Genomic DNA, 25633 nt, shown 5'->3' on the forward strand with positions numbered 1-25633 from the left:
GGCTTGCTTCCAGAATACCGGCCACACCGTGTTTTTGCCCAAGAAGCCGGCGACGGGCAATGCGGATCAAGGGGCACTCTCCCGATAAACCGCATTGAACAGAGCCGCTCAAAACCTCGCTGGAGAACTCCGCATGAAGTTTCTGAATCGCCTTACCCCGGTAGCCATGGCGCTTGGGGCACTTGCCTTGGCTGGCGCCGCGCACGCCGCCGACACGATCAAGATTGGCATTCCCCAGCCCATGACCGGTCCCAATACGCAATACGGCGACCAGATCCAGGCCGGCGCCCTGACCGCCATCGAAACGATCAACGCCAAGGGCGGGGTCAAGGGCAAGAAGCTCGAGCCCATCCTGATCGACGACGGTTGCGAACCCAAGCAAGCCGTGCCCGCCGCCAACCGCGTGGTCAACTCCGGCGCCAAGTTCGCCGTGGCCCATGCGTGCTCGGGCGTGACGGTCGCCGCCGTGAAGGTCTACGAGGAAGAGGGCATTGTCGGGATCACCCCGGGTGCGACGTCCCCGCTGGTCACCGACACCATCAAGCCGCATTATTTCTTCCGCACGATCGGCCGCGACGACCAGCAAGGTCCGTACGCAGCCAGCTACATCGCCAAGACCCTGAAGCCCAAGAAGGTTGCCGTCCTGCACGACAAGCAGACCTACGGTTCGGGCGTGGCCACCCAGGTCAAGGACGCCCTGGCCAAGGAAAACGTCAACGTCGCGCTGTTTGAAGGCATCAACGTCGGCGACAGCGACTACTCCGCCATCATCACCAAGCTGAAGTCCTCGGGCGTGGACCTGGTGTATTTCGGCGGCTATCACCCCGAGCTGGGCCTGCTGCTGCGCCAGGCGCGTGAACAGGGCCTGAAGGTCCAGTTCATGGGTCCGGAAGGCACCGCCAACCAGGATCTGGTGGCCATCGCCGGCCCGGCCATCGACGGCCTGCTGGTCACGCTGCCGGCCGACTTCACCAAGCTGCCGGGCAACGAAAGCATCGTCAAGGCTTTCAAGGACGCCAAGCGCGATCCGGACGGCGCCTTCCAGATGCCGGCCTATGCCGCGGTCCAGATCCTGGCCGACAGCATCAACGCGGTGGGTGAAGATCCCGCCAAGGTGGCCGACTACATGCACAAGACCACCTTCAACACCGGCATCGGCAAGGTCGAGTACGACGCCAAGGGCGATTTGAAGAACTTCGAATTCGCCGTCTATAAATGGGACAAGGACGGGAAGAAGACCCAGCTGTGAACTCGCGATCCCGCCGGCAGCCGCCGGCGTGTAGGGCCTGTTGTCTTCGTTGTGCCGTGATCCGCGTAGCGATGCGCCAAAAGCGCTGTGCGGCCGGCGGGCGGTGACCACAGGCCCTTATAAAATACGCCCAGGTTTCCGGCTCCGGGTCTCTCTACCGGAGCCGGAACTATTTGGAGCAAGAGAAATAATGTCCGACCTCATACCCCAACTTACCCAGCAATTCTTCAACGGATTGTCTCTGGGCGCGATCTATGCGCTGATCGCCATCGGCTACACAATGGTCTACGGCATCATCGGTATGATCAACTTCGCCCACGGCGAAATCTATATGATCGGCGCCTATGTCGGCCTGGTCACCCTGACGTCCATCGGCACCAACAGCGGCCTGCCGGTGCCGTTCATCATTGCGGCAATGCTGCTCGTGGCCATCACCGTCACTGGCATCTACGGCTTCTCCGTCGAACGCGTGGCCTACCGGCCCGTACGGGGCAGTCCCCGCCTGGTGGCGCTGATCTCCGCCATCGGGATGTCGATCTTCCTGCAGAACTGGGTGGCCCTGGGCCAGGGCGCGCGCGACATGGCCGTGCCTTCGCTGGTTTCGGGCGCCGTGCAGTTCCACATGGGATCCGACTTCGACGTGACCATCCCGTACTCCCGCATCATGATCATCCTGGTGACGGTGGTGCTGATGGTGGCCCTGACGCTGTTCATCAAGTATTCCCGCATGGGCCGCGCGTCGCGCGCCTGCTCGCAGGACATGCACATGGCCAACCTGCTGGGCATCGACACCAACCGCGTGATCTCGTTCACGTTCGTGATGGGCGCGATCCTGGCGGCGGTGGGCGGTGTGCTGATCGCCATCACCATCGGCAAGCTGAATCCCTTCATCGGCTTCCTGGCCGGCATCAAGGCCTTCACGGCGGCGGTGCTGGGCGGTATCGGCAGCATTCCCGGCGCCATGCTGGGCGGCGTGCTGCTGGGCCTGGCCGAGACCTTCGCGGCTGCCTATATATCGTCACAGTACAAGGACATCGTGGCGTTCTCGCTGCTGGTCCTGATTCTGCTGTTCCGTCCCACCGGGCTGCTGGGCAAACCTGAGGTGGAAAAAGTCTGATGTCAAAAAACAATCTGAAAAACGCCACGATGGCTGCCGTGCTGACGGCGGTCATCGTTACTCCGGTCTTTGGCCTGCAGCTGATCCGTCAGGGCGCGCGCACGTCGATGGAGTCGCACTGGTCGCTGGTGGCGCTTGCCGCGGCGGTGGTGTTCGTCTTCCAGATGCTGCGCCCCTGGATCGCGATCCCGTTCCAGAAGCTCAAGACGAGCCTGCCGGTCCTGCCTTCCGCGCCCGGCAGGAACAACAAGCCGCTGATCTTGCTGATCCTGGCGATCGCGGTGATCTGGCCGTTCTTCGCGGGCCGCAGTTCGGTGGACATCGCCACGCTGGTGCTGATCTACGTCATGCTCGGCCTGGGGCTGAACATCGTGGTGGGTTTCGCGGGGCTGCTGGACCTGGGCTTCGTGGGCTTCTACGCCGTGGGCGCCTATACCTATGCCTTGCTGTACCACTGGGGCGGCTGGAGCTTCTGGGAAGCGCTGCCGTTCTCGGGCGCGATGGCGGCGCTGTTCGGCTTCGTGCTGGGCTTTCCGGTGCTGCGGCTGCGCGGTGACTACCTGGCCATCGTGACGCTGGGCTTCGGTGAAATGATCCGCCTGCTGCTGATCAACCTGAACGTCCTGACGGGCGGCCCGGACGGCATATCGGGCATCCCGAAGCCCACATTCTTCGGACTCGAAATGACCCGCCGTCCCAGCACGGAAGGGGGCACGACGTTCCATGAATTCTTCGGGCTGACGTTCCAGAACCAGGACATGGTGATCTATCTGTACATGATGGCGCTGCTGCTGGCGCTGGCCACGCTGTTCGTATCCACGCGCCTGATCCGCATGCCGGTCGGCCGCGCCTGGGAAGCGCTGCGCGAGGACGAGATCGCTTGCCGTTCCCTGGGGCTGAACCCCACGCGCATCAAGCTTTCCGCATTCACGCTGGGCGCCATGTTCGCCGGCTTTGGCGGCGCGTTCTTCGCGGCGCGCCAAGGCATGGTGAACCCGGAGTCCTTCACCTTCATCGAATCGGCGCTGATCCTTGCCATCGTGGTGCTGGGCGGCATGGGCTCGCAGGTGGGCGTGATACTCGCGGCCATCCTGCTGACGGTCCTGCCTGAGCTGGCGCGCGAATTCGCCGAGTACCGGATGCTGATGTTCGGCCTGGTGATGGTGTTGATGATGATGTGGCGTCCGCAGGGGTTGTTGCCCATGAAGCGTCCCCACGTGGAGCTGTCTAAATGAGCGAGGCATTGCTGAAAGTATCCGGACTCACCATGCGGTTCGGCGGCCTGCTGGCCGTCGACAGCGTGGCGTTTGAAGTCAAGTCCGACGAGGTGTTCGCCATCATCGGCCCCAATGGGGCGGGCAAGACCACGGTGTTCAACTGCGTGGGCGGGTTCTATGCGCCGACCGCGGGCGACATCGTCATGGACGGCAAGTCCATCACCGGGCTGCCCAGCCATAAGGTGGCGCGCCACGGCCTGGTGCGCACGTTCCAGAACGTGCGCCTGTTCAAGCAGCTGACCGTGCTGGAGAACCTGCTGGTGGCGCAGCATACGCAGGTGGAGGCGCGCCTGCTGCCCGGCCTGCTGAAGCTGAAGGGCTACCGCCAGTCCGAAGCCGACGCGCTGTCGCGCGCCGCGCAATGGCTGGACTTCATGGGCCTGCGCGAATTCGCCAACCGCGAGGCCGGCAACCTGGCTTACGGCCACCAGCGGCGCCTGGAGATCGCGCGCTGCATGATCACCAAACCACGGCTGCTGATGCTGGACGAGCCGGCGGCGGGCCTGAATCCCCAGGAAAAGCGGGATCTCCAATCGCTGATCGACCAGCTGCGGCGCGAGTTCGGCGTCGCGGTGTTGCTGATCGAGCACGACATGAGCCTGATCATGGGCATTTCGGACCGCATTCTCGTCATGGAGCACGGCAAGCCCATCACGACCGGCACCCCCGACCAGGTGCGCAACGACGAGCGCGTCATCAAGGCGTACCTGGGGGAGGAATGATGCTTAAGCTGGAAAACATACACACCTACTACGGCGCAATTCAGGCGTTGAACGGCGTGTCGGTGGAAGTCAACCAGGGCGAGATCGTCACGCTGATCGGCGCCAACGGCGCGGGCAAGACGACGCTGCTGATGACGGTCTGCGGGAATCCGCGAGCCCGCGAAGGCAAGATCACGTTCGAGGGCGAGGACATCACCCACAAGGAAACGCACCACATCATGCGCAATGGCATTGCCATTTCGCCGGAGGGGCGGCGCGTGTTCAAGGACCTGACGGTGGCCGAGAACCTGATGATGGGCGGCTTCTTCTCCAAGCGCGAGGAGATCCAGGCCGGCATCGACCATGTCTATGGGTTGTTCCCGCGCCTGAAGGAACGTGCCAGCCAGCGCGCCGGCCTGATGTCGGGCGGCGAGCAGCAGATGCTGGCTATCGGCCGCGCGCTGATGACGCGTCCCCGTCTCCTGCTGCTGGACGAGCCCACGCTGGGCCTGGCGCCCTTGGTGATTGCCCAGATCTTCGACATCATCCGCGAGATCCGCGAACAGGGCGTGACCGTGTTCCTGGTCGAGCAGAACGCGAACAAGGCGCTGGGCGTGGCGGATCGCGGCTACGTGCTGGAGAACGGCCGCGTGGTGTTGCAAGACACCGGCGCGAACCTGCTGGTCAACGACAAGGTCCGCAAGGCGTACCTGGGCGGCTGATATCTTCCCCGCGAAGGGAGTGGGCGCATCGTGAGATGCGCCTTTTTTTTCCACAGCGGGGGGAGCGCCCAGCCGCCGGGCCGCCCCAAGGCTGGGCAGCCCGCTCGGAGGACAGCAAGCACGCGTAGCGTGCGCAACGTGGGGGCCCGCCCAGCCGCCGGGCCGCCCCAAGGCTGGGCCGCCCCCTCGGGGGGCAGCAAGCACGCGTAGCGTGCGCAGCGTGGGGGCCCTTTCAAGCCGCGATAGCCTGTTCCGGTTGGTCGGCGTGGTAGTGTGCGATCGCCGCGCGGGCCAGCGCGTCGATGGAGTCCGTCAGCGTCACGCCCAGTCCGGGGCGCAAGGCGTGCGGCACGGCCAGGGGCAGTTCCGTGCAGCCGAGCACCACGGCGTCGGCGCCGCGCGCCTTCAGGCGGGCGATGCATTCGGCCGCCGGGGCAAAGGCGTCTTCGAGCTGGTTGCCCTTGACGGCGCGGATCGAGCCCATGCAATAGCGCTCGACTTCGTCATCGTCAGGCACGATGCACTCGTAGCCTTGCGCCTCCAGCTGGCGCTGGTAGAGGCCCAGCTTCAACGTGGCGGCGGTGCCCATCAGGCCGATGCGGCCGCGGGGCAGGCCCAGCCGGCGCAGGTCTTCGATGACGGCCTGGATGATGTGCAGCACGGGCAGCCGGGTGGACGCAGCAATCTCGTCGAACCAGAGGTGAGCGGTGTTGCACGGAATGGCGATGAGCTGGGCGCCCGCCTGTTCCAGGAATCGCACGCCTTCCACCATGTAGGGCAGGGGATTTTCGCCGCCGGCCATATAGGCGCTGGAGCGGTCGGGAATGCGGGGGTCGTTGCGCAGCAGCGTGGGAATGTGCTGCTGGTCGAACGCGGCGGGCGTCAGCGCCGCCAGGCGGAGGGCAAAGGCCGCGCCGGCCATGGGCCCCATGCCGCCCAATACACCCAGGTAGCAGCCCTGGGAAAACGTCTTCACTTTATGTACTCCGAAAATGCATCACCGGGAGTCAGGACCTTGCCCGGGCGTTCGGCGCCGGTCCGTTCCCCGTCCCAGACCCGCTTGCCATTGACCCACACGGCGTGGATGCCCTGGCTTGCCTGAATGGGAGCTGAAAAAGTGGCCACATCTGTCACGGTGGCGGGATCGAACAGCACCAGGTCAGCATGATACCCCTCGCGCAGCAATCCGCGCCCGGAGACGCCGTACTGGTCCGCCGCCAGCCCGGTCATCTTGTGGATGGCGACTTCCAGCGACAGCAGGTTCTGTTCGCGCACCATCGTGCGCAGCACATTGGTGAAGGTGCCCCATTGGCGGGGGTGGGGATGCGGGTCGAAGGGCAGGCCGTCGGATCCGACCATCGCCAGCGGGTGGGCGAAGATCCGGCTGACATCCGCCGGATCCATCAGGAAATAGATGGCTCCCGCCGGAGCCAGCCGGGCCACGGCGGCCTCGTCGTCCAGGCCCAGCTCCGCCATGACGTCGCTGAAATCGCGGCCGGTGGCTTCAGGGTAGCCCTTGGACCAGGTGATCATCGTGCGGCTGGCGAGCCGCGCGCGGTCCAGCCGCAGCATGGTCGACGTGGCGGGGTAGGGATGGCAGTCCAGGCAGACGGGCTGCGAGGCGGCGGCGCGGCTGATGATGTCCAGCGTTTCGCGGGTGCGGCCGTGGTTGCGTTCGCCGGCCAGCTTATGGTGCGAGAACACCACGCGGCAATCCAGTTCGCGGCCGATGAGCAGCGCTTCTTCCATGGCGGGCACGATGTGGTCGGCTTCGTCGCGCAGATGCGTGGCGTAGATGCCGGACCGGCCCTGCAGCGGCTGGCACACGTCGATGATTTCATCGGTGGGCGCGGCGCTGGCCGGCGGATAGAAGGTGCCGGTGGATACGCCGAACGCGCCCGCGTCCAGTGCTTCCTGCATCAGTTCGCGCATGGCGGCGCGTTCCGGGCCGTCCGCGGCGCGCGAGGTGTCGTCCATGACGGCGACGCGCAAGGTGGTGTGGCCCACCAGCGGAATCACGTTGACCGCGGCGGGGGTGGCGCGCAGCGCGTCCATCCAGGCCCGGAAGGTGCCGAAGCGGAACAGTTCCGCCGGGCCCAGCAGGTCCAGCGGCTGCGGGATCTCGCTGCGGGACAGGGGCGCCAGGCTGATCCCGCAGTTGCCGGTGACCACCGTGGTGATGCCTTGAGACACCTTGGGCAGCATATCGGGATGCGCCAGCAGGTAGCCGTCGTCGTGGGTGTGCGAGTCGATGAAGCCCGGCGCCAGCGCCTGGCCCCGGCCGTCGATGACCGGCACGCCCGCGGGATGGGCAAAACTGCCCACCGCCACGATGCGGTCGCCCAGCACGGCCAGATCGCCCACGCGGGCGGGCCCGCCCGAGCCGTCGATAAGCGTGGCGCCCGCCACGATGAAGTCCGCCTGCAAGGTGTCTGCCGTCATGGAGTGCGCTTAGTCGAGTTTTTCGATGCCGGCGTTATCGATGATTGCCTGCCATTTGGCGGTTTCGCGATCGATCAGCTGCTTGAACTCGGCGGGCGAGCCGGTGGCGGGTTCGGCGCCCAGCGTGGCCAGGCCGGTGCGCACTTCGGGGGCTTGCAGCGCCTTCTGGATGGCGGCGTTCAGCGTGGCCACCACGTCCGGCGGGGTGCCCTTGGGCGCCACCACGCCGCCCCAGGCGACGGTCTCGTAGCCCTTCAGGCCGGCTTCGTCCAGCGTGGGCACGTCGGGCATCAGCGACAGGCGCTTCAGGCTGCTGACGCCGATGGCGCGGACCTTGCCGCTCTTGACCAGCGGAGCGGCTTCCGAGGTGTTGACGAACAGGTAGTCCAGGCGCCCGCCCAGCAGGTCCTGGATGGCGGCGGGGCCGCCGTTGTAGGGGATGAACATCACATCCAGCTTGGCCATGCTCTTGAAGAGCTCGCCGCCCATGTGGCCCGTGGTGCCCACGCCCGACGCGCCGTAGGACAGGCGGCCGGGTTCCTTGCGGGCGCGGTCGATCAGTTCCTGCACGCTCTTGACGGGGGAGTCGGCCGGCACGATCAGCGCGTTGTACAGATCGAACATGTGGGCGACCGGGGTCAGGTCCTGGTCCACGTCGTAAGGCAGGCGCTTGAACAGCGAGCGGTTCACGGCCAGCGTGTTGATGTTGCCGTAGCCCACGGTGTAGCCGTCGGCCGCGGCGCGCTTGATCAGCGCGATGCCGATGTTGCCGGCGGCGCCCGGGCGGTTCTCGATGACCATCGTGGCGCCGGTGTCGCGGGCGATTTGCGTCGTGATCAGGCGCGACAGCACGTCGGGCGATCCGCCGGCGGCGGATGGCACCACGAAGGTGATGGGCTTGTCGGGATAGCCGGCGGCCGTGGCCGTGCCGAACAGGGCGACGCTTAGCGTCGCCACGGAAAGAGTGCGGAAGAATTTGCTGCGCATGGTGGATTTCCCCTGGTTTTGTTGTGTTGAGGGGGGCAGAGTACACCCGCGTTTGCGGCGCCGCGTCATCGAAAAATGTCTAAAACCTATAATCCCTCGTTATTGATCACGGGGAAGAAAATGGATGCGGACGCTTACGCCGACGAGGTCGGGCCCAGCGCGGGAAGGCCGTTGAACCTGCGTCAGATCGAGGTGTTCCGCGCCATCATGATGGCCGGCTCGATCAGCGGGGCGGGGCGGATGCTGCATGTGTCGCAGCCGGCGGTAAGCCGGGTGCTGGCCCTGACGGAAAGCCGCCTGGGCTATCGCCTGTTCGAACGGGTGAAGAGCCGGCTGTCGCCCACGGCCGAGGCGCGGCGCCTGTATGCCGAGGTCGAGCAGGTGTATGGCGGCATCCAGCGCGTGAACGATTTGGCCGCCAGCCTGGGGCAGTCTGGCGCGGGCATGCTGAAGATCGTGGCCAGCGCCAGTTTCGGCCAGCGCCTGGTCCCCATGGCCCTGGAGCGGTTTCGCGGCCGCAATGCCGATGCACGGGTGGATTACCGCAGCGTGACATTCGATGAACTGGCGGGATACTTCCTGTCCGGGCAGGCGGACATCGGCATTTCCATGCAGCCGCCCGACCATCCCAACCTGACCTCGGTCAGGCTGGCGCGGGTGCCGGTGGTCTGCGTGCTGCCGCCCGGGCATCCGCTGGCCAGCCACGACGTGGTGCTGCCCGAGGATTTCTCGTCGGCGGCGTGGATCGGCTATCCCCGCGACACGCCATTGGGGCGCGCGCTCCAGCCCTTCTTTGGCGAGGGGCCGCGCTGCGCGGCGGCGGTGGAGGTGCATTCCCCCGTGACCGCCTGTTCGTTCGTGCAGCAGGGGCTGGGGCCGGCGCTGGTGGATGCCTGGTGCGTCACGCCCGATCAGGCCGCGCACATGGCGCTGCGCCCGATAGCGCCGGAGGCCAGCGTCGAGATCTGGGCCACGCATTCCAACCTGAGCGCGCCGCCACTGCTGGCGCGGCGCTTCCTGGCGGCGGTGAAAAAGACGCTGGAAGGGCAGGCGCTGCCCGGCATGGACGCCACGCCGGGGTCGGCCGGATAGGGCGTCCGGCCGGATTCCCGCCAGATCGCCGGAACCCGGACGCGCTTTACAGCCCTTCAGCCTTCAGCGCGGCCTTCACGCCCGCGTTTTCTTCCATGCGCTTGTAGAAAGCCGCCAGGTTGTCCAGCCCGGACAAGTCCACTTCCTTGGCGTGCGCCCAGCGCAGCACGACGTACAGATATGCGTCGGCGATCGACGGGGCGTTGCCCGTCAGGTGGGGCCGGCCGGTCAGTTGCGTGTCCAGCTGCGCGAAAAGCCTGGTCAGCAGCTTGGAGGCGGAACCGGCCAATTCCTTCTGCGCGCCTTCTTCCTTCAGGAAGCGTTGCGCGCCGAAGATCATGGAGAATGTCTTGTGGATGTCGGAGTTGATGAAGCCGAGCCAGCGGCGCACGTCGGCGCGCGAGCGCGCGGTGCCGTCGCCCAGCAGCTGGCTTTGCGGGGCCTGTTCGGCCAGGTATTCAAGAATGGAGGCGTTCTGGGTGATGGCCCAGTCGCCGTCGGTCAGCGCAGGCACGGCGCCCAGCGGATTGACCTTTAGAAACTCGGGACCCTTGAGCTCTTCACGGCTGAGCTTGTGCGTTTCGTACGGCTTGCCGATCCACTCCAGGACGATGTGGGAAGCGAGCGAACACGCGCCGGGCATGTAGTACAGTTTCATGTGATGGAGTCTCCTGAGAGGAAGGACGGGAGACCACCCGTCCCTGGGCGCTATGGTACGCCAACCGTGGGACACGTCCCGTCTCCCTGCAGTGCTTTGCGCGCCCGCATTCCAACCTGTCGCCGCCGGAGATGTCCATGCAGTCACGCACCGCCGCGAGCATGCGCGCGATCCCCTTGCTGTTCTGCCTGTCCGTCGTGGCCGTTGCGTCCGTCGCGGCGCCCGCGATGGCGCGCGCCGCGCAGGAGCCGCCTTCGGTGGCCGCGCGGGTCACGCCGGTCGTAGGCGGGCTGGACCATCCTTGGTCGATGGCATTTCTGCCTGAAGGCGGCATGCTGATCACCGAGCGCCCCGGCAACCTGAGACTGCTGCGCATGCCGGGCGGCCTGTCCAAGCCGCTCTCCGGCGTGCCGAAGGTGGCCGCGCAAGGGCAGGGCGGCCTGCTTGACGTGGCGCTGTCGCCGGATTTCGCGACGGACCGCTATGTGTACCTCTCCTACGCGGAGTCGGACGGTTCGAAGAGCGGTACCGTGGTGGGCCGCGGGCGCCTGGCCGACGACGCGACCGGCCTGCAGGACTTCCGCGTGCTGTTTCGCCAGGAGCCCAAGCTGTCGTCCGGCCTGCACTTCGGATCGCGCCTGGTGTTCGACGGCAAGGGCTATCTGTACATCTCGCTGGGCGAAAACAATCAGCGGCCCACCGCCCAGGATCTGGACAAATTGCAGGGCAAGGTGGTGCGGCTCAAGACCGATGGCACGGTGCCGGCGGACAATCCCTTCGTGGGCAAGGCAGGCGCCCGGCCGGAGATCTGGTCCTACGGCCATCGCAACCCGCAAGGCATGGCGTTGAACCCGTGGTCGGGCGAGCTCTGGGAAAACGAGCACGGACCGCGCGGTGGCGACGAGATCAACCTGGTGCAGCCGGGCAAGAACTACGGCTGGCCGCTGGCAACCTACGGCATCAACTACTCGGGCCTGGCCATTCCCGAAGCCCAGGGCGAAACCTTGCCCGGCATGGAGTCGCCGTTGTACTGGTGGCCGAAGTCTCCGGCCATCAGCGGCATGGCCTTCTACGACGCGGACCGGTTTCCGGCCTGGCGCAAGTCGCTGTTCATCGGCGCGCTGGTCAACCGGAATCTGATACGCCTGACATTGGACGGCAACCGCGTGGTGGCGCAGGAGCTGCTGCTGGTTGACCGCAAGAGCCGGATACGCGACGTGCGGCAGGGGCCGGACGGTTATGTGTATGTGCTGACGGATGCCTCGCCGGGCGAACTGCTGCGGCTGGCTCCCGTGGAATCGGGGGGGTGATTGCCATGAAAACCTACGAGCTGATCGGTTCCGCGGGCTGCGGTTCAGCCATCGTCGAGATGGCGCTGGTGCTGGCCAACGTGCCGCATACGCTGACGGACGTGCCGTACCTGAAACCCGGTCCCGAGCGCAACCGGCTGCTGCACCTGAACCCGCTGGGCCAGGTGCCCACGCTGATCACCCCCGATGGCGAAGTCATGACCGAGAGCGCGGCCATGATCCTGCACCTTAACGATGTGGCGCCCCAGGCCGGCCTGGCGCCCGCGCCGGACAAGCCGGAACGGGTCCGTTTCCTGAATCTGCTGGTGCGCCTGGTGGCGGCGGTCTATCCGACCTTCACCTATGGCGACGATCCGCCCCAATGGACCACCGCGGGCGCGGCGGCCGACCTGCTGCGAGAGCGCGTGCATACGCGCCGGGCCGAGCTCTGGCAGGAACTGGAGCGGCAGGCCGGCGCCCCGCATATGCTGGGCCGGCGCTTCTCGGCATTGGATCTGTATGTGACGGTCATGACGCATTGGCGCCCGGGGCCGTCCTGGTTCGGCGCGGTATGCCCGGCCTTGACGGCGGTGGCGCGTGAAGCGGCGCTCGAGCCCAACGTGGCGCGCGTGCTTCAGCGGAACTTTCCGCCGCCCAGCGAATAGCGAACCCCGTCAGCCCCTGGCCCGGCGGCGGGACTTGGCCCGCGCCTCGCGCACGGCGATGTAGACGCCGCTGCCGGCGATGAACACGGCGCCCAGGTAGGCATAGGCATCCGGCGCCTCTCGCCAGAAGATCCAGCCCAGGATCGTGGCCCAGATCAGGCCGGTGTAATCGAACGGCGCCACGACCGAGGCGGGACCGATGCGAAATCCCTGGGTGATCAGCGCCAGCCCCAGCGTGCTGAACAGCGCCACGGCGCCGAAGTACGGCAGGTCTTCCATGGCCGGCGACTGCCAGACCCAGGGCAGGGCGACGGCGCTGCACACCAGTTGACCCAGCACGATGTAGAACGTGGTCGTCAGCATGCCCTCGGCGCGATTGATGCCGCGCGCGGTGATCATCATCACGGCATAGAGCAGGGCGGTCGTCAGCGGCAACAGGGTGGCCGCCTGGAAGGTATCCGTGCCTGGCCGCACCACGATCAGCACGCCGGCGAACCCCGCCAGCACCGCCACCCAGCGCTTGCCGTCCACCTGTTCCTTCAGGATCAGCACCGACAGCGCCGTGACGAACAGCGGCGCGGCGAACGCGATCGCGGTGGCCTCGGCCAGCGGCAAATCGCGCAAGCCCAGGTAGAAGCAATAGGCCGACACGACGTTGATGGCGCCGCGCGTCAGGTGCAGGCCGGGATGGGTGGTGCGCAGCACCCGGCGGCCGCCCAGCCACAGCGCCAGCGCGGTCACGAATGGCAGCGCGATGAGCGCGCGCAGGAACAGGATCTGCAGCGGGTTGTAGTGCGCGCCCAGCCATTTGGCGTTGGCGTCGCTCAGGGTCAGGAAGAAAATGCCGCCCACCACACAGGCTATGCCTGCGGCGGCGGAGCGGTCACGGGCGGCGGGTAATGCGGTCGAGGTGGACATCTGAAACTCTGAAACCTGCGAAAAGCGGCGGTTCCCGCCGCCGTGGGAACGACGGTGGGGCGGCTTAGCCCTGGGCGCGGTAGGCGGCCAGCGCCACCATGGCCCAGGCGGCCAGGAAGGCGGCGCCGCCGAACGGGGTGACGGCGCCCAGCCAGTGGGTGCCGGTCAGCGACAGCACGTACAGGCTGCCGGAAAACAGCACGATGCCCACGAACATGACCATGCCGGCGGCGGACAGCAGCGGGGATCCGAAACGGGCGCCCAGCAGCGCGATCACGAACAGGCCCAGCGCGTGGATCAGGTGATACATCACGCCAGTCTGCCAGACGGCCAACAGCTCGGGCGTCAGCATGCGCTTGAGTCCATGCGCGCCGAAGGCGCCGGCGCCAACCGCCACCATGAGATTCAACGCCGCGAGTATCGTGAGCTGCCGGTCGGTCATTGCCAGTCCTTGTAAGTGTGCTGATGGGTGTGTTGCCGCCGCCTATGATAGGGCCAAATCCGGCGCCTGCCGGAGGGTGGCGCGGGCTTGCGACGGGGGTTCCAAATGGGATATTATAAATTCAATTCGGAATTTCCCGCCGCGTCCGGCGGACACGGACGACAGTCCGGGAGACGGCCATGACCATAGCCCTAAGCGATAAATCCACGCCCAAGCGCGGCGCGACCGCCAAGCGGCCTCCGCGCCATGCCGCGGTCCGGGCCAAGCAGCTGTTCCTGGGGCTGGTGGACAGCCCCCTGACGGATATCGCGCGCGACGTGCGCCGCGGCCTGCCTGCCCAGATGGTGGACGACGCCGCCGACTACCTGCAAGTGCCCAAGTCGGAAATCATGGCCATCACCGAGGTCAAGGCCGCGTCCTTGTCGCGCTGGACCCGCGAGGGCCAGATGCTGCCGCTGGGCGAATCCGACCGTCTGGCCCGGGTGGCCCGGGTGGCGCGGGTGGCCCGCCAGGTCCTGGGCAGCGACGAGGAAGCGGTGCTGTGGCTGAATACGCCCGTGCCCGCGCTGGGCAACGTCAAGCCCTTGTCCCTGCTGACGTCCGACGCCAGCAGCCGCATCGTTGAAGACACGCTGGCGCGGGCCGCCGCCGGCGTCTACGCATGACGGACTTTGTCTCGCTGTGGCGCATCGGCACGACGGCGGGCAAGTACCGGGCGGACGACCTGAGCGGGGCAGGGGCCGCAGCGGTGGGCGGGCGCTATAACAGCCCCGGCACGGCGGTGGTCTATGCCTCGGCCAGCGTGGCGCTGGCGGTGCTGGAAACCGTGGTCCATTTTGCGGCCAGGGCGTCGGAGCAAGCCAACCGCTACCTGATCGAGCTGGCCGTGCCCAGCGCAGTGCACGAGGCCCGGCAGATACTGACCCTGACCCAGCTGCAAGAGGACTATCCCTTCTGGGAAGCCGTGCCCTTCGCCGAGGCCTCGCAGGCCGTGGGCGACAACTGGGTGCAATCCGGCGTGTCGGCGCTGCTGGAACTGCCCAGCGCCATCGTGCCGTATCGCGGCGTGCCGGACTGCAATTTCCTGATCAATCCCGCCCATCCCGACGCCGAGCACATCGTGGTGGTGCGGCGCGAGCGCTTCATCTATGACCCGCGGTTGCGGCCGGCCTGAGCGCAATGACCATGACCGCGGCAATCACGCAGCACGCAGCACGCAGAAAAAGAAAGGGGAGCCCAGGCTCCCCTTCTTCATGCGCGGTCGATCAGTCCGTCGTGAGCACGGCCCGGCCGACGACCTTGCCGGCCCGCAGCGATGCGAGCACGCTGTCGGCCTCGGCCAGGGCGTGGCGGTGCACCGGCATTGGCGGCACCTTGCCCGAGCGCACCAGTTCCATCAGCTCCTGCAATTCGGTCAGGTTGCCCACGTAGCTGCCGATGATGGACATGGCCTTCATCGGGATCAGCGCGATCGGCCACGACGAGGCGCCGCCGAACAGGCCGACGATGATCAGCTTGCCGCCCTTGGTCAGGAAATCGAAGGCGAGCGAGGTGGTGGCGGGTGCGCCGACCAGGTCGATCGCGGCCCGCACGGGCTTGCCGCCCGCGGCCTTGATGATCTGCTGCGCGGCGTCGGGGGCCGCGCCGTCGATGGCGGCCAGCGCGCCCGCATCCAGGGCCGCCTGCCGCTTGGCGGGATCGATGTCGACGACGATCGCGCCCGCGCCGCCCAGGGCCTTGATCAAGGTCAGGCTCATCAGGCCCAGGCCGCCCGCGCCGAAGATGACGACGGGATGCTCGCGGTAGATGTCCGCGCCAATCTTCTTCAGCGCGGAATAGGTGGTCAGGCCGGAGCACGCGTAGGGCGCGATTTGCGCCGGGTCAAGGTCGCCGATGTCGATCAGGTAGCGCGGGTGCGGCACCAGGATGTGGTCGGCATAGCCGCCCGCGCGGTGCACGCCCAGGCAGGCGGGGGCGGTGCAGTGGTTTTCCATGCCCGCCGCGCAGGACGGGCAGTTGCCGCAGCCGATCCAGGGATACACGAGGTAATTGCGGTCGGACGCGAGCCCCTGGGCGTCGGGGCCGGCCGAGACCACGGCGCCCACCGTTTCGTGGCCCATGGTGAGCGGCAGCGACACGCCGCGGTCCTTCAAGGAGAGCGTGCGTCCCTGGCCGAGGTCATAGCCGCCTTCCCACAGATGGATATCGCTGTGGCATACGCCGGCCGCGCGTACCTTCAGCAGCACCTGCGACCCTTGCGGCGTGGGCGTGGGCTGGTCCATTTCCTGCAGGGGTTCGCGGAAATTGACGACGCAATAGCACTTCATGTGATGTCTCCTCTGATGGTTTACCTTGCCGTGCCGCCAGCCCGCATTGCGGGCGCGGCAGGCTGCATTCACTTCTTGACCAAGGGGCATTCGCTGTCGGCCAGCGACACGAAGACCTTTTCGCCAGGCACGGTGGACAGGATGCGGTAGAAGTCGCCCGGGTATTTCGATTCGGCGGGCTTTTTCACTTCAACCAGATACAGGTCCATGATGACTCGGCCGTCCTCGGGACGTACCCGGGCATTCTTGATCAATTTGGTGGTGATGGGCAACTCGCGCATCTTCTGGTTGACCGCCGCCCCGTCGAAGGTGCCGGCCGCCTGCGCGGCTTGCAGGTAGTGGGTGGTGGACACGTAGCTCAGTGCCTGCACGATCGAAGGCGCGCGAGTCACGCCCATCTTCTTCTGCCACCGCTGCGTCCAGGCGCGCGTGTCCTCGTCCGCGTCCCAGTAAAAGCCGGTTGGGAAGGTCAGCCCCTGGGCGACGGGCAGGCCCATTGCCTGCACATCGTTGATGAAGGTCAGGAAGGTCAGCATGCGCTGCTTGCCGCCCGTCAGCCCGAACTCCTGAGCCTGCTTGATCAGGTTGACCAGGTCGCCGCCGGCGCTGGCCAGGCCGACGACGTCGGCCTTGGAGGATTGCGCCTGCACCAGGAAGGAGGCGAAGTCCATGGCGCCGAGCGGATGGCGCGTGCTGCCCACGACCTTGCCGCCGGCGTTCTGCACAAAGCGCGAGGCATTGCCTTCCAGGGATTTGCCAAACACGTAGTCGGTGGTGATGAAATACCAGGACTTGCCGCCGCCTTCCACCACGCTCTTGACCACCGCGTTGGCCAGCGCATAGGTGTCCGGCGCCCACTGGGTGCTGAGGTTGCTGCATTGCTTGCCGCTGAAGTCACCGGCGAATCCGCCGCTGATCAGGGCGGACCCGCCTTTCTCGCGCGCCACGCCCTGCGCGGCCAGGCCGGCCGAACTTGCGCCGCCGTCGACCACCGCCACCAGTCCCTGCGTGTCGAACCATCGGCGCACCAGGGCGGAGGCGACGTCGGCCTTGTTCTGGTTGTCCGCGCCGATGACTTCGACGGTCTTGCCGGCCACCTTGCCGCCAAAGTCCTCGACGGCCATGCGCACGGCCATTTCGGAGCCCAGCCCGCCCAGGTCGGAGTAAATGCCGGAACGGTCGTTGGATACGCCCAGGCGCACGACGTCGGTCTGGGCTTGGGCCGCGCAGGCGGCCAGGGCGGCGGCCAGGGCCGCCAGCATGGGTTTGATACGCATCTGTTTGTCTCCCAGCCCGTTCGCGGGCGGATTATTGAATTTTGTTGATGACGCGGTACCTGGTGCCGGGGCGCCGGTTCTCCAGCCGGCTGAAATTTTTTTCTTATTGGTGAATGTAAATTCCTGTGCAAGAATTTAGGTACACACACATGAAATGTCAACATAGTGGATTACCTAGGCCGGCAGCGCGACGCCGGCCCGGAAGCGCCAGGAAGGATTGCCGCCATGGAAGTGAAGCTTGTCGTCCGCACGCTGGAGCTGATCGAACTGTTTGCGCAGACACGGCGCCCCATGCCGTTGACGGAATTGGCCCAGGGCCTGGGCGCGCCCATGTCCAGCTGCCTGGCGCTGGTGCGCACGCTGGTGGCGCGGGGTTATCTGTACGAGGTGCGTCGCCGGGCCGGCTACTACCCGACGGCGAAACTGCACAGCCTGAGTGCGCAGATCCTGACCGGCGATCCCTGGCTGGAGCAGGTGCGCCCGCGGCTTTCGGCCTTGCGCGATGCAGCCAACGAGACCGTGATGCTGGGCAAGATCCAGGACGGCGCGGTGCTGTTCCTGGATGTCGTGGAGTCCACGCAGCCCGTGCACTATGCGGCGCGGCCCGGCGAGCGCCGGCCCCTGCACACCAGTTCCGTGGCCAAGGCCATCCTGGCGCGCCTGTCGCCCGCCGAGCGCGAGCATGTGCTGGCCGCCGCGCAGTACACCCGCTATACGGACAGCACGCTGGCGACGCGCGAGGCGCTGCTGGCCGATGTGGAGCGCGTGGCGGCGCAAGGCTGGGCGTCGAACGTGGGAGAGAGCGTGGCCGACCTGACCGGGCTGGCGGTGGCGCTGGACCTGGGCGGCGAATGGTACGCGCTGTGCATGGCCGGTCCGACGCCCCGCGTCTGGGCGCAGCGGGACGCGAATCTGGGGCATTTGCGCGACGCCGCGCAGGCCATCCGGCGTGACCGCGAGGGCTAGCAGGCCCGGGTGAATGCCAGGTGTCTGGCGCCGGGCGTACAGGCCCTAGGCGCCGCGACGCACCAGCGTGGATTTTCCGAACAGGCTTTCGATCAGGTCCACGGCCAATTCCGCGGTCTTGTTGCGCACATCGAAGGCGGGATTCAGCTCCACCACGTCGAGCGAGCGCATGAGGCCGGTGTCGGCAATCATTTCCATGCACAACTGGGCTTCGCGGTAGGTGGGGCCGCCGGGCACCGTGGTGCCCACGCCAGGCGCGATCTCCGGATCCAGGAAGTCCACGTCGAAGCTGACATGCAGGTGAGTGTCCGCGTCCAGGTCCGCCAGCGCGGCTTCCATCGTGGCGCGCATGCCCATCTCGTCCAGGTAGCGCATGTCGAAGACTTCCAGTCCGGCTTCGTGCACCAGGCGCTTTTCGCCCGGGTCTACGCTGCGGATGCCGATCTGGCGGATGCAGGCCGGATCGATGTCCGGGGTCTGGCCCGACATGCCCGTGATGGCCGCGGGTCCGTAGCCGCACAGGCAGGCCACCGGCATGCCGTGAGTATTGCCGGTGGGAGTGAGCGTATTCGTGTTGAAGTCGGCGTGCGCGTCCAGCCAGAGCACCCGGAGCTTTTTGCCGGCGGCGCGGCAGTGGCGCGCGACGGCGCTGATCGAGCCTATCCCCAGGCAGTGGTCGCCGCCCAGCAGGACGGGCAGGCGGCCCAGGGTCAGTTCCTCGTGGACGGCGTCGTGCACGGCCTGGTTCCACGCGGCCACTTCTTCAAGGTGGCGGTAGCCGTCCACGGGTGGCAGCCAGGGGTTGGCGGGACCTTGCACATTGCCGCGGTCCTTCACCTGGAAGCCCTGGGCTTCAATGACGGGTCCCAGGCCCGCGACGCGCAGGGCTTCGGGTCCCATCGATGCGCCGCGAGCGCCCGCGCCGATATCCGTGGGGGCGCCGATCAGGGTGATTTGGGTGGGCAGGGTGGCTTTCTTCTGCAAGGCGCGGACTCCAGGAGGGCGTTTCATCAAGGGGCGGATAGTACCGCGGCGAGTTGGTCGCAGGCCCAGTCGACCTGCTCGCGCGTCACGATCAGCGGCGGCGACAGCCGCAGCGTGTGGCCATGCGTGTCCTTGACCAGCATGCCGCGTGCCAGCAGGCGTTCGCACCACAGGCGGGCGCCGCCGGCGTCGGGTTCCAGTTCGACCGCCAGCATCAGCCCGCGCCCGCGCACTTCGCGCACGGGGCCGGGCAGCGCACGCAGGCGATCCAGGAAGTAGGCGCCGATCGTCGCGGCGTTCTCGATCATGCCCTCGTCGGTCAGCACGCGCAGCGCGGCGCGGGCAATGGCGCAGGCCAGCGGATTGCCGCCGAAGGTGCTGCCATGCTGTCCCGGCTGGAACACCCCCAGCACATCCGCGTTGGACAGGACGGCGGACACGGGATAGAAGCCCCCCGAGAGCGCCTTGCCGATGAGCGTGACGTCGGCTTCGATGCCTTCGTGCTCTTCGGCCAGCAGCTTGCCGGTGCGTCCCAGTCCGGTCTGGATCTCGTCCAGGATCAAGGTGATGTCTTGTTCGGTGCAGCGCTGCCGGACCTTGGCGAAGTAGCCCGCGGGCGCCATCACCACGCCGGCTTCGCCCTGGATGGGCTCAACCAGGAAGGCGACCGTATTGGGGGTGATGGCGGCGTTGAAGGCGTCGTAGTCGCCAAAGGGCACGACCTTGAATCCGGGCGCGAACGGGCCGTAGTGGCCATAGGCGTCGGGGTCGGTGGAGAAGCCGACGATGCCCAGCGTGCGTCCATGGAAGTTGTTGGCGCAGACGATGATCTCGGCCTGGCCCTCGGGCACGCCGCGGACTTCATAGCCCCATTTGCGCACCGCCTTGATGGCGGTTTCCACCGCTTCGGCGCCGCTGTTCATGGGCAGGATCTTGTGCGCGCCGGTCAGGCGGGCCAGGTCTTCGTAGAACCCCGCCATCTGGTCATGGCGGAACGCGCGGGAGGTCAGCGTGAGCTTCTGCGCCTGTTCCGTCATGGCGGCCAGGATGCGCGGGTGGCAATGTCCCTGGTTGACCGCGGAATAGGCGGACAGGCAATCCAGGTACTTGCGGCCTTCCACGTCGTACAGCCAGACCCCGCTTCCGCGCGCGATCACGACGTCCAGCGGATGGTAGTTGTGCGCGCCAAGCTGGTCTTCGACCTGGTCGCGGTGGCGGGCAGCGTACCGCGCGCCGGGCAGGGTGGTCAGAACCGCGCTCATGAGCATCTCCCAAGGGCGTATTACGGTCATCTTAGCGCCGCCGGCGGGGGCGTGGCATTGCCATTGCGTGACAAAGGCCTTTCGAGGTCCGGACGCCAGGCTGCTGCACAATAGCGCCTGTGCCGGGGCCTTGCCCGGCGTTCCGTTATCCCTGGATGGCCTTCATGCTTGTGCACCAATTGCTTTTGAAACTGACGCGCGGCGCCGCCGTGGCCGTGCTGGGGCTGGCCGCCAGCGCCTCTGCAATGGCTCAGGAAAAGCCCTTGCGGATCGGCGTCATTCCCAGTGTGGCCAACGAGGCCACCGAGCTGGCGATCGCCCAGGCGAAGAAAGAGGGGCTGGACGTCAAGCTGGTGGAGTTCAACGATTGGGTGCTGCCCAACATCGCCGTGGCCGACGGCTCGGTGGATGCGAACTTCTTCCAGCACGAGCCCTTCCTGCAATTGTTCAATCAGCGGCGTGGCGCGAACCTGACGCCGATCGCCTATGGCTATTCCACCACGATCGGCCTGTTCTCAAAGAAGCTGAAGAAGGGTGAGCCCGTGCCCGACGGCGCCACGATCGCGGTGCCGAACGATCCGGTCAACACGGGCCGCGCCTTGTTGCTGCTGGAGTCGATGGGGCTCATCAAGCTCAAGCCGGGCGTGGCGCATGAGGCGACCTTGCAGGACGTGGTGTCGAATCCGAAGAACCTGAAGTTTGTTCAGATCGAAGGCTCGCAGTCGGCGCGCACGTTCGACGACGTGACGGCGTCGGTCACCTACACCACGTTCGCCAAGCAGGCCGGGCTGAACGAGAAGGACGGACTGGCGTTCGACAATACCGATCCGCAGAGCATCCGCCGCTACGCGATCCGCTGGGTCACCACGCCGGAAAAGGCGCAGGATCCGCGCCTCTTGAAGTTCATTGCGATCTACCAGAATTCGCCGGAAGTGAAGAGCACGCTGAAACGGCTGTACGGGGACCTGATCACGTTCCCCTGGTAGGCGGGGGATCAGGCCGTCGCGCGCGCGGCGGCTCCCCGACGGCCGTTCAGGCGCCAGTGCAATCCCAGCGCCGCCGCCGCCAGCGCGGCCGCGGCGCACAGGCCCAGCGTGTCAAAGCCCGCGTGCGTGTATAGCGTTCCCGCGATCGCGGTGCCCAGGCTGGCGCCCAGGTAGGTGGTGCAGGTGTTCAGGCCCAGCACGGCGCCGCGTTCGTCGGGACGGGCGCGGGACAGCAGCAGCACCAGCAGGTTCAGGCTGAGCTGCGAGGCGGCGCCCCAGACCGCGGCGATGGCCAGCACCGCGGCCAGCGAGTGCGCCGCCGGCAGCAGACCGGCATAGACCAGGGCAATCACGCCCAGCGCCAGCGGCAACGCCCGTCGCGGCCCCAGCCGGTCGACCAGCCGTGTTGCGGTGAAACCGGCCAGCAGGAAGCCCGCGCCATAGGCGAATGCGATGAAGCCCACCTGCCCGGCGGACAGCGCAAGCAGGGTACGGACATGGTCGGCCAGGAAGGCGTAGACGCCATAGAAAGCGGAAGAAAAGGCCAGGCAGCCCAGCAGCAGCGCCGGCACGTCGCGGTAGGACAGCGGCGCCAGCAGGCGCGACAGGCGCAGCGGCGCGGGGTTGGCGGCGCGGCGCTCGGGCAGCTTGCGCAGGCCGAGCAGGGCGATCGCGGCGCACAACGCCAGCGCGCCATAGGTGGCGCGCCAGCCCACCCAGTCCGAAATCAGCGCCGACAGCGGCACCCCGACCACCAGCGACACCGACCAGCCCGCGATCACGCGGCCCAGCGTACGGGCCTCCTGGCCAGCGGGGGCGATAAGCGAGGCCGAACCGTAAGCGGCCGGCAGGATGACGCCGGCGGCAGCGCCGGCCAGGGCTTGCGCCAGTGTCAGCACGATCCAGTGCGGGGCGCAGGCGGACAGAGCCAGCGCGGCGATCAACGCCACCATGGCGCCCAGCAGGGAACGGCGGACGCCGATACGGTCGATCCGCGCGGCCAGGAAAAAGGCGCTGGCGGCCGTGGCCGCGCCGTAGGCGGAGATGGCGGTGCTGATGGTCAGCGCGGAGGTCGAAAACGAGGCTGCGACGTCGGTCAGGATGGGGCTTAGCGCCAGGCCGTTGGAGCCGACAACGCTGACGGCGAACATCAGGGCGGGGACGGGCGAGGAATTTTGGGTGCTGCGTTGCGACATTCCGGAATTTTATTGGAATAAAATAAGGGTTAACGCTGATAATTCCTTATTCCATAAAAGTTCGAATGCCGTTCGGCAGAATGTGATTCCAATGTCAGACCTTGATGACCGCGACCGAAAATTATTAACGCTGCTGGCCGACGACGCCTCTCCCAGTTACGCGGAATTGGGCAAGGTGCTGAACCTGTCGGCCCCCGCGGTGCACGAACGGGTCAAGCGCCTGAAGCGCGATGGCCTGATCAAAGGCATCGCCGCCAAGCTGGACGGCGCAAAGATCGGCCGTCCGCTACTTGCCTTCGTGCATGTGGATACGAACAACTGGACCATCACGCAGCAGGTGCTGGGGCTGGCCGAGCTGACCGAGGTGGAGGAGATCCACACCATCACGGGCAAGAGCGCCATGCTGCTCAAGGTACGCGTGCGCGACACGCAGGCACTGGAGCTGCTGCTGGCGCGCATACACCAGATCGAGGGCATCACCAACACCACCAGCGATATTGCGCTGACCAGCTACCTGGAGCGCGGACCGCTGCCCGAGGACGCCTGAGTCCGCCCGCGAGGATCAGCGGGCGGGCGCGGCGCGCAGTCGCAGGCGGGTGATCTCGGAAGGAGCGCCCAGCCGCTTGGGCGGGCCCCAATAGCCGGTGCCGCGGCTGGTATAGACCCACATCTGGCCCATCCGGTGCAGGCCCGCGGTGAAGGGCTGCTGGAAGCGCACGAAGAACCCCCACGGGAAGAACTGCCCGCCATGCGTATGGCCGGACAGCTGCAGCGTGTAGCCCAGCGGCTCGGCGGCGGCCGCGCTGCGGGGCTGGTGCGCCAGCAGGATCCTGGGGAAGGCGTCGGCGGGCGCGCCAGCCAGCGCAGCCTTGGGATTGCTGCGCTGCTGCGGGTCGAAGGATCCGGCGCTGTAGTCGGTGACGCCGGCCACCACCACGGGCAGGCCCGCGGGATGGATCACGGCATGTTCATTCATCAGCACGCGCAACCCCATGCGGCGGAACTCGGCGACCCAGGGCGCGGCTCCTGAATAATATTCATGGTTGCCGGTGACCAGGTACACGCCATAAGGCGCGCGCAACTGGCCCAGCGGGCTGGCCTGCGAGGCCAGCTGTTCGACGCTGCCGTCCACCACGTCGCCGGTGATGGCGATCATGTCCGGGCTCTGTTCATTGACTGCGTCCACGATGGCCTGCACGTAGCGTTTCTTGATGGTGGGCCCGACATGGATGTCGCTGATCTGCACGATGGTGAAGCCGTCCAGGTCTTGCGGCAGGCCCGCGACGGGCACCTCCACATCCACCACGCGCGCGCGGCGGCGGGCGTTGTACAAGCCCGCCAGGGTGCCCGCCAGGGCCAGTCCGGCCACGGCCCAGGCGCTGCCGCGACGCAATGCGATCCACGGCAGGTCGGCGCCTATCGCCAGGTTCGCGAGCCAGGCCGCCAGCAACAGCGCGTCGCGCAGCACGGTCAGCACGAACAGGGAAGAGAACAGCCCCATCGCCAGCAAGCCCACCCAGGCGATGCGGTCGCCCCAGGGCGGGTGCACGGATGAACGCCCCAGCATGCCCAGCGGGATCAGGATGCAGGACAGCACCAGAACAAGAATGGCGGCGGCGGAGCCATCGCCGCCGAGCAGGGCGTCGGGAATCAGGCGGGCGCCCACGTACACATGGGCCAATGCGCCCAGGGTCAGAAAGCGCAGGAAGAACGAGGATTGGCGTAGGGACACGGAGGGGGCGGGGACGCGCCTGACCGGTCAGGCCGGCGCGTGCATAGCAAGGGAATCGCCATTCTATGCCCGCGCGGCCGTCGCGCAGGGAATGGGCTGCGTCAGCCCGGCTTGGCGCCTTCGCGGCACAGGAGGCTGGCGTCCATCTCGCGGACGCGGTTGATGCCCAGCATCGCCATGTTCCGATCCACTTCGGCGCGCAGCAGGTCTATGGCGTGCTCCACGCCGGCCTGGCCACCCACGGCCGCCGCATAATTGAACGGGCGTCCGACGAATACGCAGCGCGCGCCCAGCGCCAGGGCCTTCAGGACGTCGCTGCCGCGCCGCACGCCGCTGTCCATCATCACCGTCATCGCGCCGGCCTGGTCCACGATGCCCGGCAAGGCTCGCAGGGGCGAGATGGCGCCGTCGAGCTGGCGTCCGCCATGGTTGGACACGATGATGCCGTCGGCGCCATGCTGGCGCGCCAGCGCCGCGTCCTGGGGATGCAGGATGCCCTTGATGATCAGCGTGCCGGGCCACTGCCGGCGGATCCGCGCCACGTGGTCCCAGCTGAGGTGGTCGCGGGCGGTGAAGTCGCGCAGCACCGATGCCGACACGATGGGAGCGCCGCGCGTGGCGAACGAATTCTCGAAGTGCGGCATGCCATGGGCCAGCAAGGTGCGCAGGAACGTCCCGGCCAGCCAGCGCGGCCGGGTCAGGCCGTCCCAGGCGAGCCGCAGGCTGGGTTTGAGCGGGGTCGAAAAACCGGTACGGACGTTGTTCTCGCGGTTGGCGGAGACGGGAATGTCCACGGTCAGCACCAGCGTTTCGTAGCCGGCGCGGCGCGCGCGTTCGACCAGGGCGTCGATTTTTGCCGGATCGCCGGGCAGATAGGCCTGGAACCAGGTGCCCGGCGCTTCTCGGATGACGTCCTCAAGCGGGATCAGCGACGTGCCGCTGAGTATGGCGGGAATGTTCTGCTCGCGCGCGGCGCGGGCCAGCACGATGTCGCCGCGGTAGGCCGACAGCGCGCTGATGCCCATGGGCGCGATGCCGAAGGGCGAGGCATAGACGCGGCCGAAGAGTTCGGTCTGCTGTGTGCGGCCGGACACGTCCACCAGCACGCGGGGCGTGAATCCGTACTGCGCGAACGCCTGGCGGTTGCCCTGCAGGGACTGGTTGTCTTCCGCCGCGCCCGCGACGTAGCCGAAGATCGGACGCGGCAGGCGCCGCCGGGCCGCGGCTTCGAAATCGTCCAGGGACAGCAGGCGCCCGAGCGCGCGCGGCACGGGACGGGCGGCGGCGCGGGGAGCGGTGGCGGGCAGGGCGGTGGATGTCATGGCGGGCCGGTAAAAGCCCGTA

General features: G+C 67.1%; 26 protein-coding genes. 13 read left to right on the top strand and 13 right to left on the bottom strand.

Going from position 1 to position 25633, the window contains the following annotated elements; genetic code table 11:
* The first annotated feature begins 133 nt into the window (after window positions 1–133).
* The 5 genes from HLG70_RS06435 to HLG70_RS06455 all read left to right on the top strand — a co-directional run bounded on the left by HLG70_RS06435 (window position 134) and on the right by HLG70_RS06455 (window position 5066).
* Entirely contained in the window at window positions 134–1249 is a 1116-nt protein-coding gene (locus HLG70_RS06435) for a high-affinity branched-chain amino acid ABC transporter substrate-binding protein (protein ID WP_171662593.1), read from the top strand.
* A gap of 190 nt (window positions 1250–1439) precedes the next feature.
* Window positions 1440–2366, top strand: coding sequence for a high-affinity branched-chain amino acid ABC transporter permease LivH (livH, locus tag HLG70_RS06440; RefSeq protein WP_171662592.1), 927 nt, complete (start codon window positions 1440–1442; stop codon window positions 2364–2366).
* Window positions 2366–3601, top strand: coding sequence for a high-affinity branched-chain amino acid ABC transporter permease LivM (locus HLG70_RS06445; protein ID WP_171662591.1), 1236 nt, complete (start codon window positions 2366–2368; stop codon window positions 3599–3601). The genes livH and HLG70_RS06445 overlap by 1 nt, the downstream gene beginning before the upstream one ends.
* Window positions 3598–4365: a high-affinity branched-chain amino acid ABC transporter ATP-binding protein LivG gene (livG, locus tag HLG70_RS06450; protein WP_171662590.1), complete on the top strand. Its 768-nt coding sequence runs from the start codon at window positions 3598–3600 to the stop codon at window positions 4363–4365. Before HLG70_RS06445 ends, livG begins: the two co-directional genes overlap by 4 nt.
* Window positions 4365–5066 carry an ABC transporter ATP-binding protein gene (locus tag HLG70_RS06455; RefSeq protein ID WP_171662589.1) on the top strand — a complete coding sequence of 234 codons (702 nt, stop codon included), beginning with the start codon at window positions 4365–4367 and terminating at the stop codon, window positions 5064–5066. The genes livG and HLG70_RS06455 overlap by 1 nt, the downstream gene beginning before the upstream one ends.
* A 232-nt stretch (window positions 5067–5298) precedes the next feature.
* On the opposite strand, the gene HLG70_RS06460 is transcribed toward HLG70_RS06455, so the two are convergent.
* From HLG70_RS06460 to HLG70_RS06470, 3 genes are read right to left on the bottom strand one after another with little or no spacing between them, the layout of a single operon-like run.
* On the bottom strand, window positions 5299–5997 hold the full coding sequence (locus tag HLG70_RS06460) for an aspartate/glutamate racemase family protein (protein WP_434082302.1): 699 nt from the start codon (window positions 5995–5997) through the stop codon (window positions 5299–5301).
* Between the two features lie 41 nt (window positions 5998–6038).
* Window positions 6039–7508 (bottom strand): N-acyl-D-amino-acid deacylase family protein, encoded by a 1470-nt coding sequence (locus HLG70_RS06465; protein WP_171662587.1) that lies wholly within the window; start codon window positions 7506–7508, stop codon window positions 6039–6041.
* A 9-nt stretch (window positions 7509–7517) separates the two neighbouring features.
* The gene (locus HLG70_RS06470; RefSeq protein ID WP_171662586.1) at window positions 7518–8495 is read right to left on the bottom strand and encodes a Bug family tripartite tricarboxylate transporter substrate binding protein; all 978 of its coding nucleotides are present in this window, start codon (window positions 8493–8495) and stop codon (window positions 7518–7520) included.
* 120 nt (window positions 8496–8615) lie between these two features.
* Here HLG70_RS06470 and HLG70_RS06475 point away from each other — a divergent pair, with 120 nt between their 5' ends.
* A complete protein-coding gene (locus HLG70_RS06475; RefSeq protein ID WP_171662585.1) occupies window positions 8616–9587 on the top strand; it encodes a LysR family transcriptional regulator in 972 nt (323 codons plus the stop codon).
* Between the two features lie 46 nt (window positions 9588–9633).
* Here the strand turns inward: HLG70_RS06475 and HLG70_RS06480 are convergent, their stop codons facing one another.
* Complete coding sequence (locus tag HLG70_RS06480) at window positions 9634–10245, bottom strand: glutathione S-transferase family protein (RefSeq protein ID WP_171662584.1); 612 nt, start codon at window positions 10243–10245, stop codon at window positions 9634–9636.
* A gap of 161 nt (window positions 10246–10406) precedes the next feature.
* Between HLG70_RS06480 and HLG70_RS06485 the strand changes: the two genes are divergently transcribed.
* Together HLG70_RS06485 and HLG70_RS06490 are read left to right on the top strand one after the other, a co-directional pair.
* Entirely contained in the window at window positions 10407–11555 is a 1149-nt protein-coding gene (locus HLG70_RS06485) for a PQQ-dependent sugar dehydrogenase (RefSeq protein WP_171662666.1), read from the top strand.
* Window positions 11556–11560: 5 nt separating this feature from the next.
* Complete coding sequence (locus HLG70_RS06490; RefSeq protein WP_171662583.1) at window positions 11561–12199, top strand: glutathione S-transferase family protein; 639 nt, start codon at window positions 11561–11563, stop codon at window positions 12197–12199.
* Window positions 12200–12208: 9 nt separating this feature from the next.
* On the opposite strand, the gene HLG70_RS06495 is transcribed toward HLG70_RS06490, so the two are convergent.
* Window positions 12209–13117: a DMT family transporter gene (locus tag HLG70_RS06495; protein WP_171662582.1), complete on the bottom strand. Its 909-nt coding sequence runs from the start codon at window positions 13115–13117 to the stop codon at window positions 12209–12211.
* 64 nt (window positions 13118–13181) lie between these two features.
* Window positions 13182–13559 carry a DUF423 domain-containing protein gene (locus HLG70_RS06500; protein ID WP_171662581.1) on the bottom strand — a complete coding sequence of 126 codons (378 nt, stop codon included), beginning with the start codon at window positions 13557–13559 and terminating at the stop codon, window positions 13182–13184.
* Window positions 13560–13738: 179 nt separating this feature from the next.
* Here HLG70_RS06500 and parS point away from each other — a divergent pair, with 179 nt between their 5' ends.
* Window positions 13739–14224, top strand: coding sequence for a type II RES/Xre toxin-antitoxin system antitoxin (gene parS, locus HLG70_RS06505; protein ID WP_171662580.1), 486 nt, complete (start codon window positions 13739–13741; stop codon window positions 14222–14224).
* Window positions 14221–14733 (top strand): RES family NAD+ phosphorylase, encoded by a 513-nt coding sequence (locus HLG70_RS06510; protein ID WP_171662579.1) that lies wholly within the window; start codon window positions 14221–14223, stop codon window positions 14731–14733. The genes parS and HLG70_RS06510 overlap by 4 nt, the downstream gene beginning before the upstream one ends.
* A 91-nt stretch (window positions 14734–14824) precedes the next feature.
* Here the strand turns inward: HLG70_RS06510 and HLG70_RS06515 are convergent, their stop codons facing one another.
* Entirely contained in the window at window positions 14825–15886 is a 1062-nt protein-coding gene (locus HLG70_RS06515; RefSeq protein ID WP_171662578.1) for an alcohol dehydrogenase, read from the bottom strand.
* Window positions 15887–15954: 68 nt separating this feature from the next.
* Entirely contained in the window at window positions 15955–17163 is a 1209-nt protein-coding gene (locus HLG70_RS06520) for an ABC transporter substrate-binding protein (RefSeq protein WP_171662577.1), read from the bottom strand.
* Window positions 17164–17388: 225 nt separating this feature from the next.
* Between HLG70_RS06520 and HLG70_RS06525 the strand changes: the two genes are divergently transcribed.
* Window positions 17389–18129: an IclR family transcriptional regulator gene (locus HLG70_RS06525; RefSeq protein ID WP_171662576.1), complete on the top strand. Its 741-nt coding sequence runs from the start codon at window positions 17389–17391 to the stop codon at window positions 18127–18129.
* Between the two features lie 45 nt (window positions 18130–18174).
* On the opposite strand, the gene rocF is transcribed toward HLG70_RS06525, so the two are convergent.
* Both rocF and rocD read right to left on the bottom strand, forming a co-directional pair.
* A complete protein-coding gene (rocF, locus tag HLG70_RS06530) occupies window positions 18175–19140 on the bottom strand; it encodes an arginase (RefSeq protein ID WP_171662575.1) in 966 nt (321 codons plus the stop codon).
* Window positions 19140–20375 (bottom strand): ornithine--oxo-acid transaminase, encoded by a 1236-nt coding sequence (rocD, locus tag HLG70_RS06535; RefSeq protein ID WP_171662574.1) that lies wholly within the window; start codon window positions 20373–20375, stop codon window positions 19140–19142. The genes rocF and rocD overlap by 1 nt, the downstream gene beginning before the upstream one ends.
* A 164-nt stretch (window positions 20376–20539) precedes the next feature.
* Between rocD and HLG70_RS06540 the strand changes: the two genes are divergently transcribed.
* Window positions 20540–21361, top strand: a complete 822-nt coding sequence (locus HLG70_RS06540; protein WP_234102959.1) for a MetQ/NlpA family ABC transporter substrate-binding protein — start codon at window positions 20540–20542, stop codon at window positions 21359–21361.
* A gap of 8 nt (window positions 21362–21369) precedes the next feature.
* On the opposite strand, the gene HLG70_RS06545 is transcribed toward HLG70_RS06540, so the two are convergent.
* Complete coding sequence (locus HLG70_RS06545; protein ID WP_171662572.1) at window positions 21370–22557, bottom strand: MFS transporter; 1188 nt, start codon at window positions 22555–22557, stop codon at window positions 21370–21372.
* A 91-nt stretch (window positions 22558–22648) separates the two neighbouring features.
* Here HLG70_RS06545 and HLG70_RS06550 point away from each other — a divergent pair, with 91 nt between their 5' ends.
* On the top strand, window positions 22649–23104 hold the full coding sequence (locus HLG70_RS06550) for an Lrp/AsnC family transcriptional regulator (RefSeq protein ID WP_171662570.1): 456 nt from the start codon (window positions 22649–22651) through the stop codon (window positions 23102–23104).
* Between the two features lie 15 nt (window positions 23105–23119).
* Here the strand turns inward: HLG70_RS06550 and HLG70_RS06555 are convergent, their stop codons facing one another.
* Together HLG70_RS06555 and HLG70_RS06560 are read right to left on the bottom strand one after the other, a co-directional pair.
* Window positions 23120–24289 (bottom strand): metallophosphoesterase, encoded by a 1170-nt coding sequence (locus tag HLG70_RS06555; protein ID WP_171662568.1) that lies wholly within the window; start codon window positions 24287–24289, stop codon window positions 23120–23122.
* Window positions 24290–24390: 101 nt separating this feature from the next.
* On the bottom strand, window positions 24391–25611 hold the full coding sequence (locus tag HLG70_RS06560) for an alpha-hydroxy acid oxidase (protein WP_171662566.1): 1221 nt from the start codon (window positions 25609–25611) through the stop codon (window positions 24391–24393).
* Window positions 25612–25633: the final 22 nt, after the last annotated feature.

Origin of the sequence: Achromobacter deleyi, assembly GCF_013116765.2 — a bacterium.
GTDB classification, from domain to species: Bacteria; Pseudomonadota; Gammaproteobacteria; order Burkholderiales; family Burkholderiaceae_B; genus Achromobacter; species Achromobacter deleyi_A.

What these genes read in the sequence shown, in the direction of transcription:
- HLG70_RS06470 (WP_171662586.1), bottom strand. Translation starts at nt 8,495, where the DNA reads ATGCGCAGCAAATTCTTCCGCACTCTTTCCGTGGCGACGCTAAGCGTC.
- parS (WP_171662580.1), top strand. Translation starts at nt 13,739, where the DNA reads ATGACCATAGCCCTAAGCGATAAATCCACGCCCAAGCGCGGCGCGACC.
- HLG70_RS06515 (WP_171662578.1), bottom strand. Translation starts at nt 15,886, where the DNA reads ATGAAGTGCTATTGCGTCGTCAATTTCCGCGAACCCCTGCAGGAAATG.
- HLG70_RS06460 (WP_434082302.1), bottom strand. Translation starts at nt 5,997, where the DNA reads ATGGGGCCCATGGCCGGCGCGGCCTTTGCCCTCCGCCTGGCGGCGCTG.
- livH (WP_171662592.1), top strand. Translation starts at nt 1,440, where the DNA reads ATGTCCGACCTCATACCCCAACTTACCCAGCAATTCTTCAACGGATTG.
- rocD (WP_171662574.1), bottom strand. Translation starts at nt 20,375, where the DNA reads ATGAGCGCGGTTCTGACCACCCTGCCCGGCGCGCGGTACGCTGCCCGC.
- rocF (WP_171662575.1), bottom strand. Translation starts at nt 19,140, where the DNA reads ATGAAACGCCCTCCTGGAGTCCGCGCCTTGCAGAAGAAAGCCACCCTG.
- HLG70_RS06520 (WP_171662577.1), bottom strand. Translation starts at nt 17,163, where the DNA reads ATGCGTATCAAACCCATGCTGGCGGCCCTGGCCGCCGCCCTGGCCGCC.
- HLG70_RS06560 (WP_171662566.1), bottom strand. Translation starts at nt 25,611, where the DNA reads ATGACATCCACCGCCCTGCCCGCCACCGCTCCCCGCGCCGCCGCCCGT.
- HLG70_RS06465 (WP_171662587.1), bottom strand. Translation starts at nt 7,508, where the DNA reads ATGACGGCAGACACCTTGCAGGCGGACTTCATCGTGGCGGGCGCCACG.
- HLG70_RS06500 (WP_171662581.1), bottom strand. Translation starts at nt 13,559, where the DNA reads ATGACCGACCGGCAGCTCACGATACTCGCGGCGTTGAATCTCATGGTG.
- HLG70_RS06475 (WP_171662585.1), top strand. Translation starts at nt 8,616, where the DNA reads ATGGATGCGGACGCTTACGCCGACGAGGTCGGGCCCAGCGCGGGAAGG.
- HLG70_RS06485 (WP_171662666.1), top strand. Translation starts at nt 10,407, where the DNA reads ATGCGCGCGATCCCCTTGCTGTTCTGCCTGTCCGTCGTGGCCGTTGCG.
- HLG70_RS06435 (WP_171662593.1), top strand. Translation starts at nt 134, where the DNA reads ATGAAGTTTCTGAATCGCCTTACCCCGGTAGCCATGGCGCTTGGGGCA.
- HLG70_RS06455 (WP_171662589.1), top strand. Translation starts at nt 4,365, where the DNA reads ATGCTTAAGCTGGAAAACATACACACCTACTACGGCGCAATTCAGGCG.
- HLG70_RS06545 (WP_171662572.1), bottom strand. Translation starts at nt 22,557, where the DNA reads ATGTCGCAACGCAGCACCCAAAATTCCTCGCCCGTCCCCGCCCTGATG.
- livG (WP_171662590.1), top strand. Translation starts at nt 3,598, where the DNA reads ATGAGCGAGGCATTGCTGAAAGTATCCGGACTCACCATGCGGTTCGGC.
- HLG70_RS06510 (WP_171662579.1), top strand. Translation starts at nt 14,221, where the DNA reads ATGACGGACTTTGTCTCGCTGTGGCGCATCGGCACGACGGCGGGCAAG.
- HLG70_RS06490 (WP_171662583.1), top strand. Translation starts at nt 11,561, where the DNA reads ATGAAAACCTACGAGCTGATCGGTTCCGCGGGCTGCGGTTCAGCCATC.
- HLG70_RS06540 (WP_234102959.1), top strand. Translation starts at nt 20,540, where the DNA reads ATGCTTGTGCACCAATTGCTTTTGAAACTGACGCGCGGCGCCGCCGTG.
- HLG70_RS06525 (WP_171662576.1), top strand. Translation starts at nt 17,389, where the DNA reads ATGGAAGTGAAGCTTGTCGTCCGCACGCTGGAGCTGATCGAACTGTTT.
- HLG70_RS06495 (WP_171662582.1), bottom strand. Translation starts at nt 13,117, where the DNA reads ATGTCCACCTCGACCGCATTACCCGCCGCCCGTGACCGCTCCGCCGCC.
- HLG70_RS06550 (WP_171662570.1), top strand. Translation starts at nt 22,649, where the DNA reads ATGTCAGACCTTGATGACCGCGACCGAAAATTATTAACGCTGCTGGCC.
- HLG70_RS06445 (WP_171662591.1), top strand. Translation starts at nt 2,366, where the DNA reads ATGTCAAAAAACAATCTGAAAAACGCCACGATGGCTGCCGTGCTGACG.
- HLG70_RS06480 (WP_171662584.1), bottom strand. Translation starts at nt 10,245, where the DNA reads ATGAAACTGTACTACATGCCCGGCGCGTGTTCGCTCGCTTCCCACATC.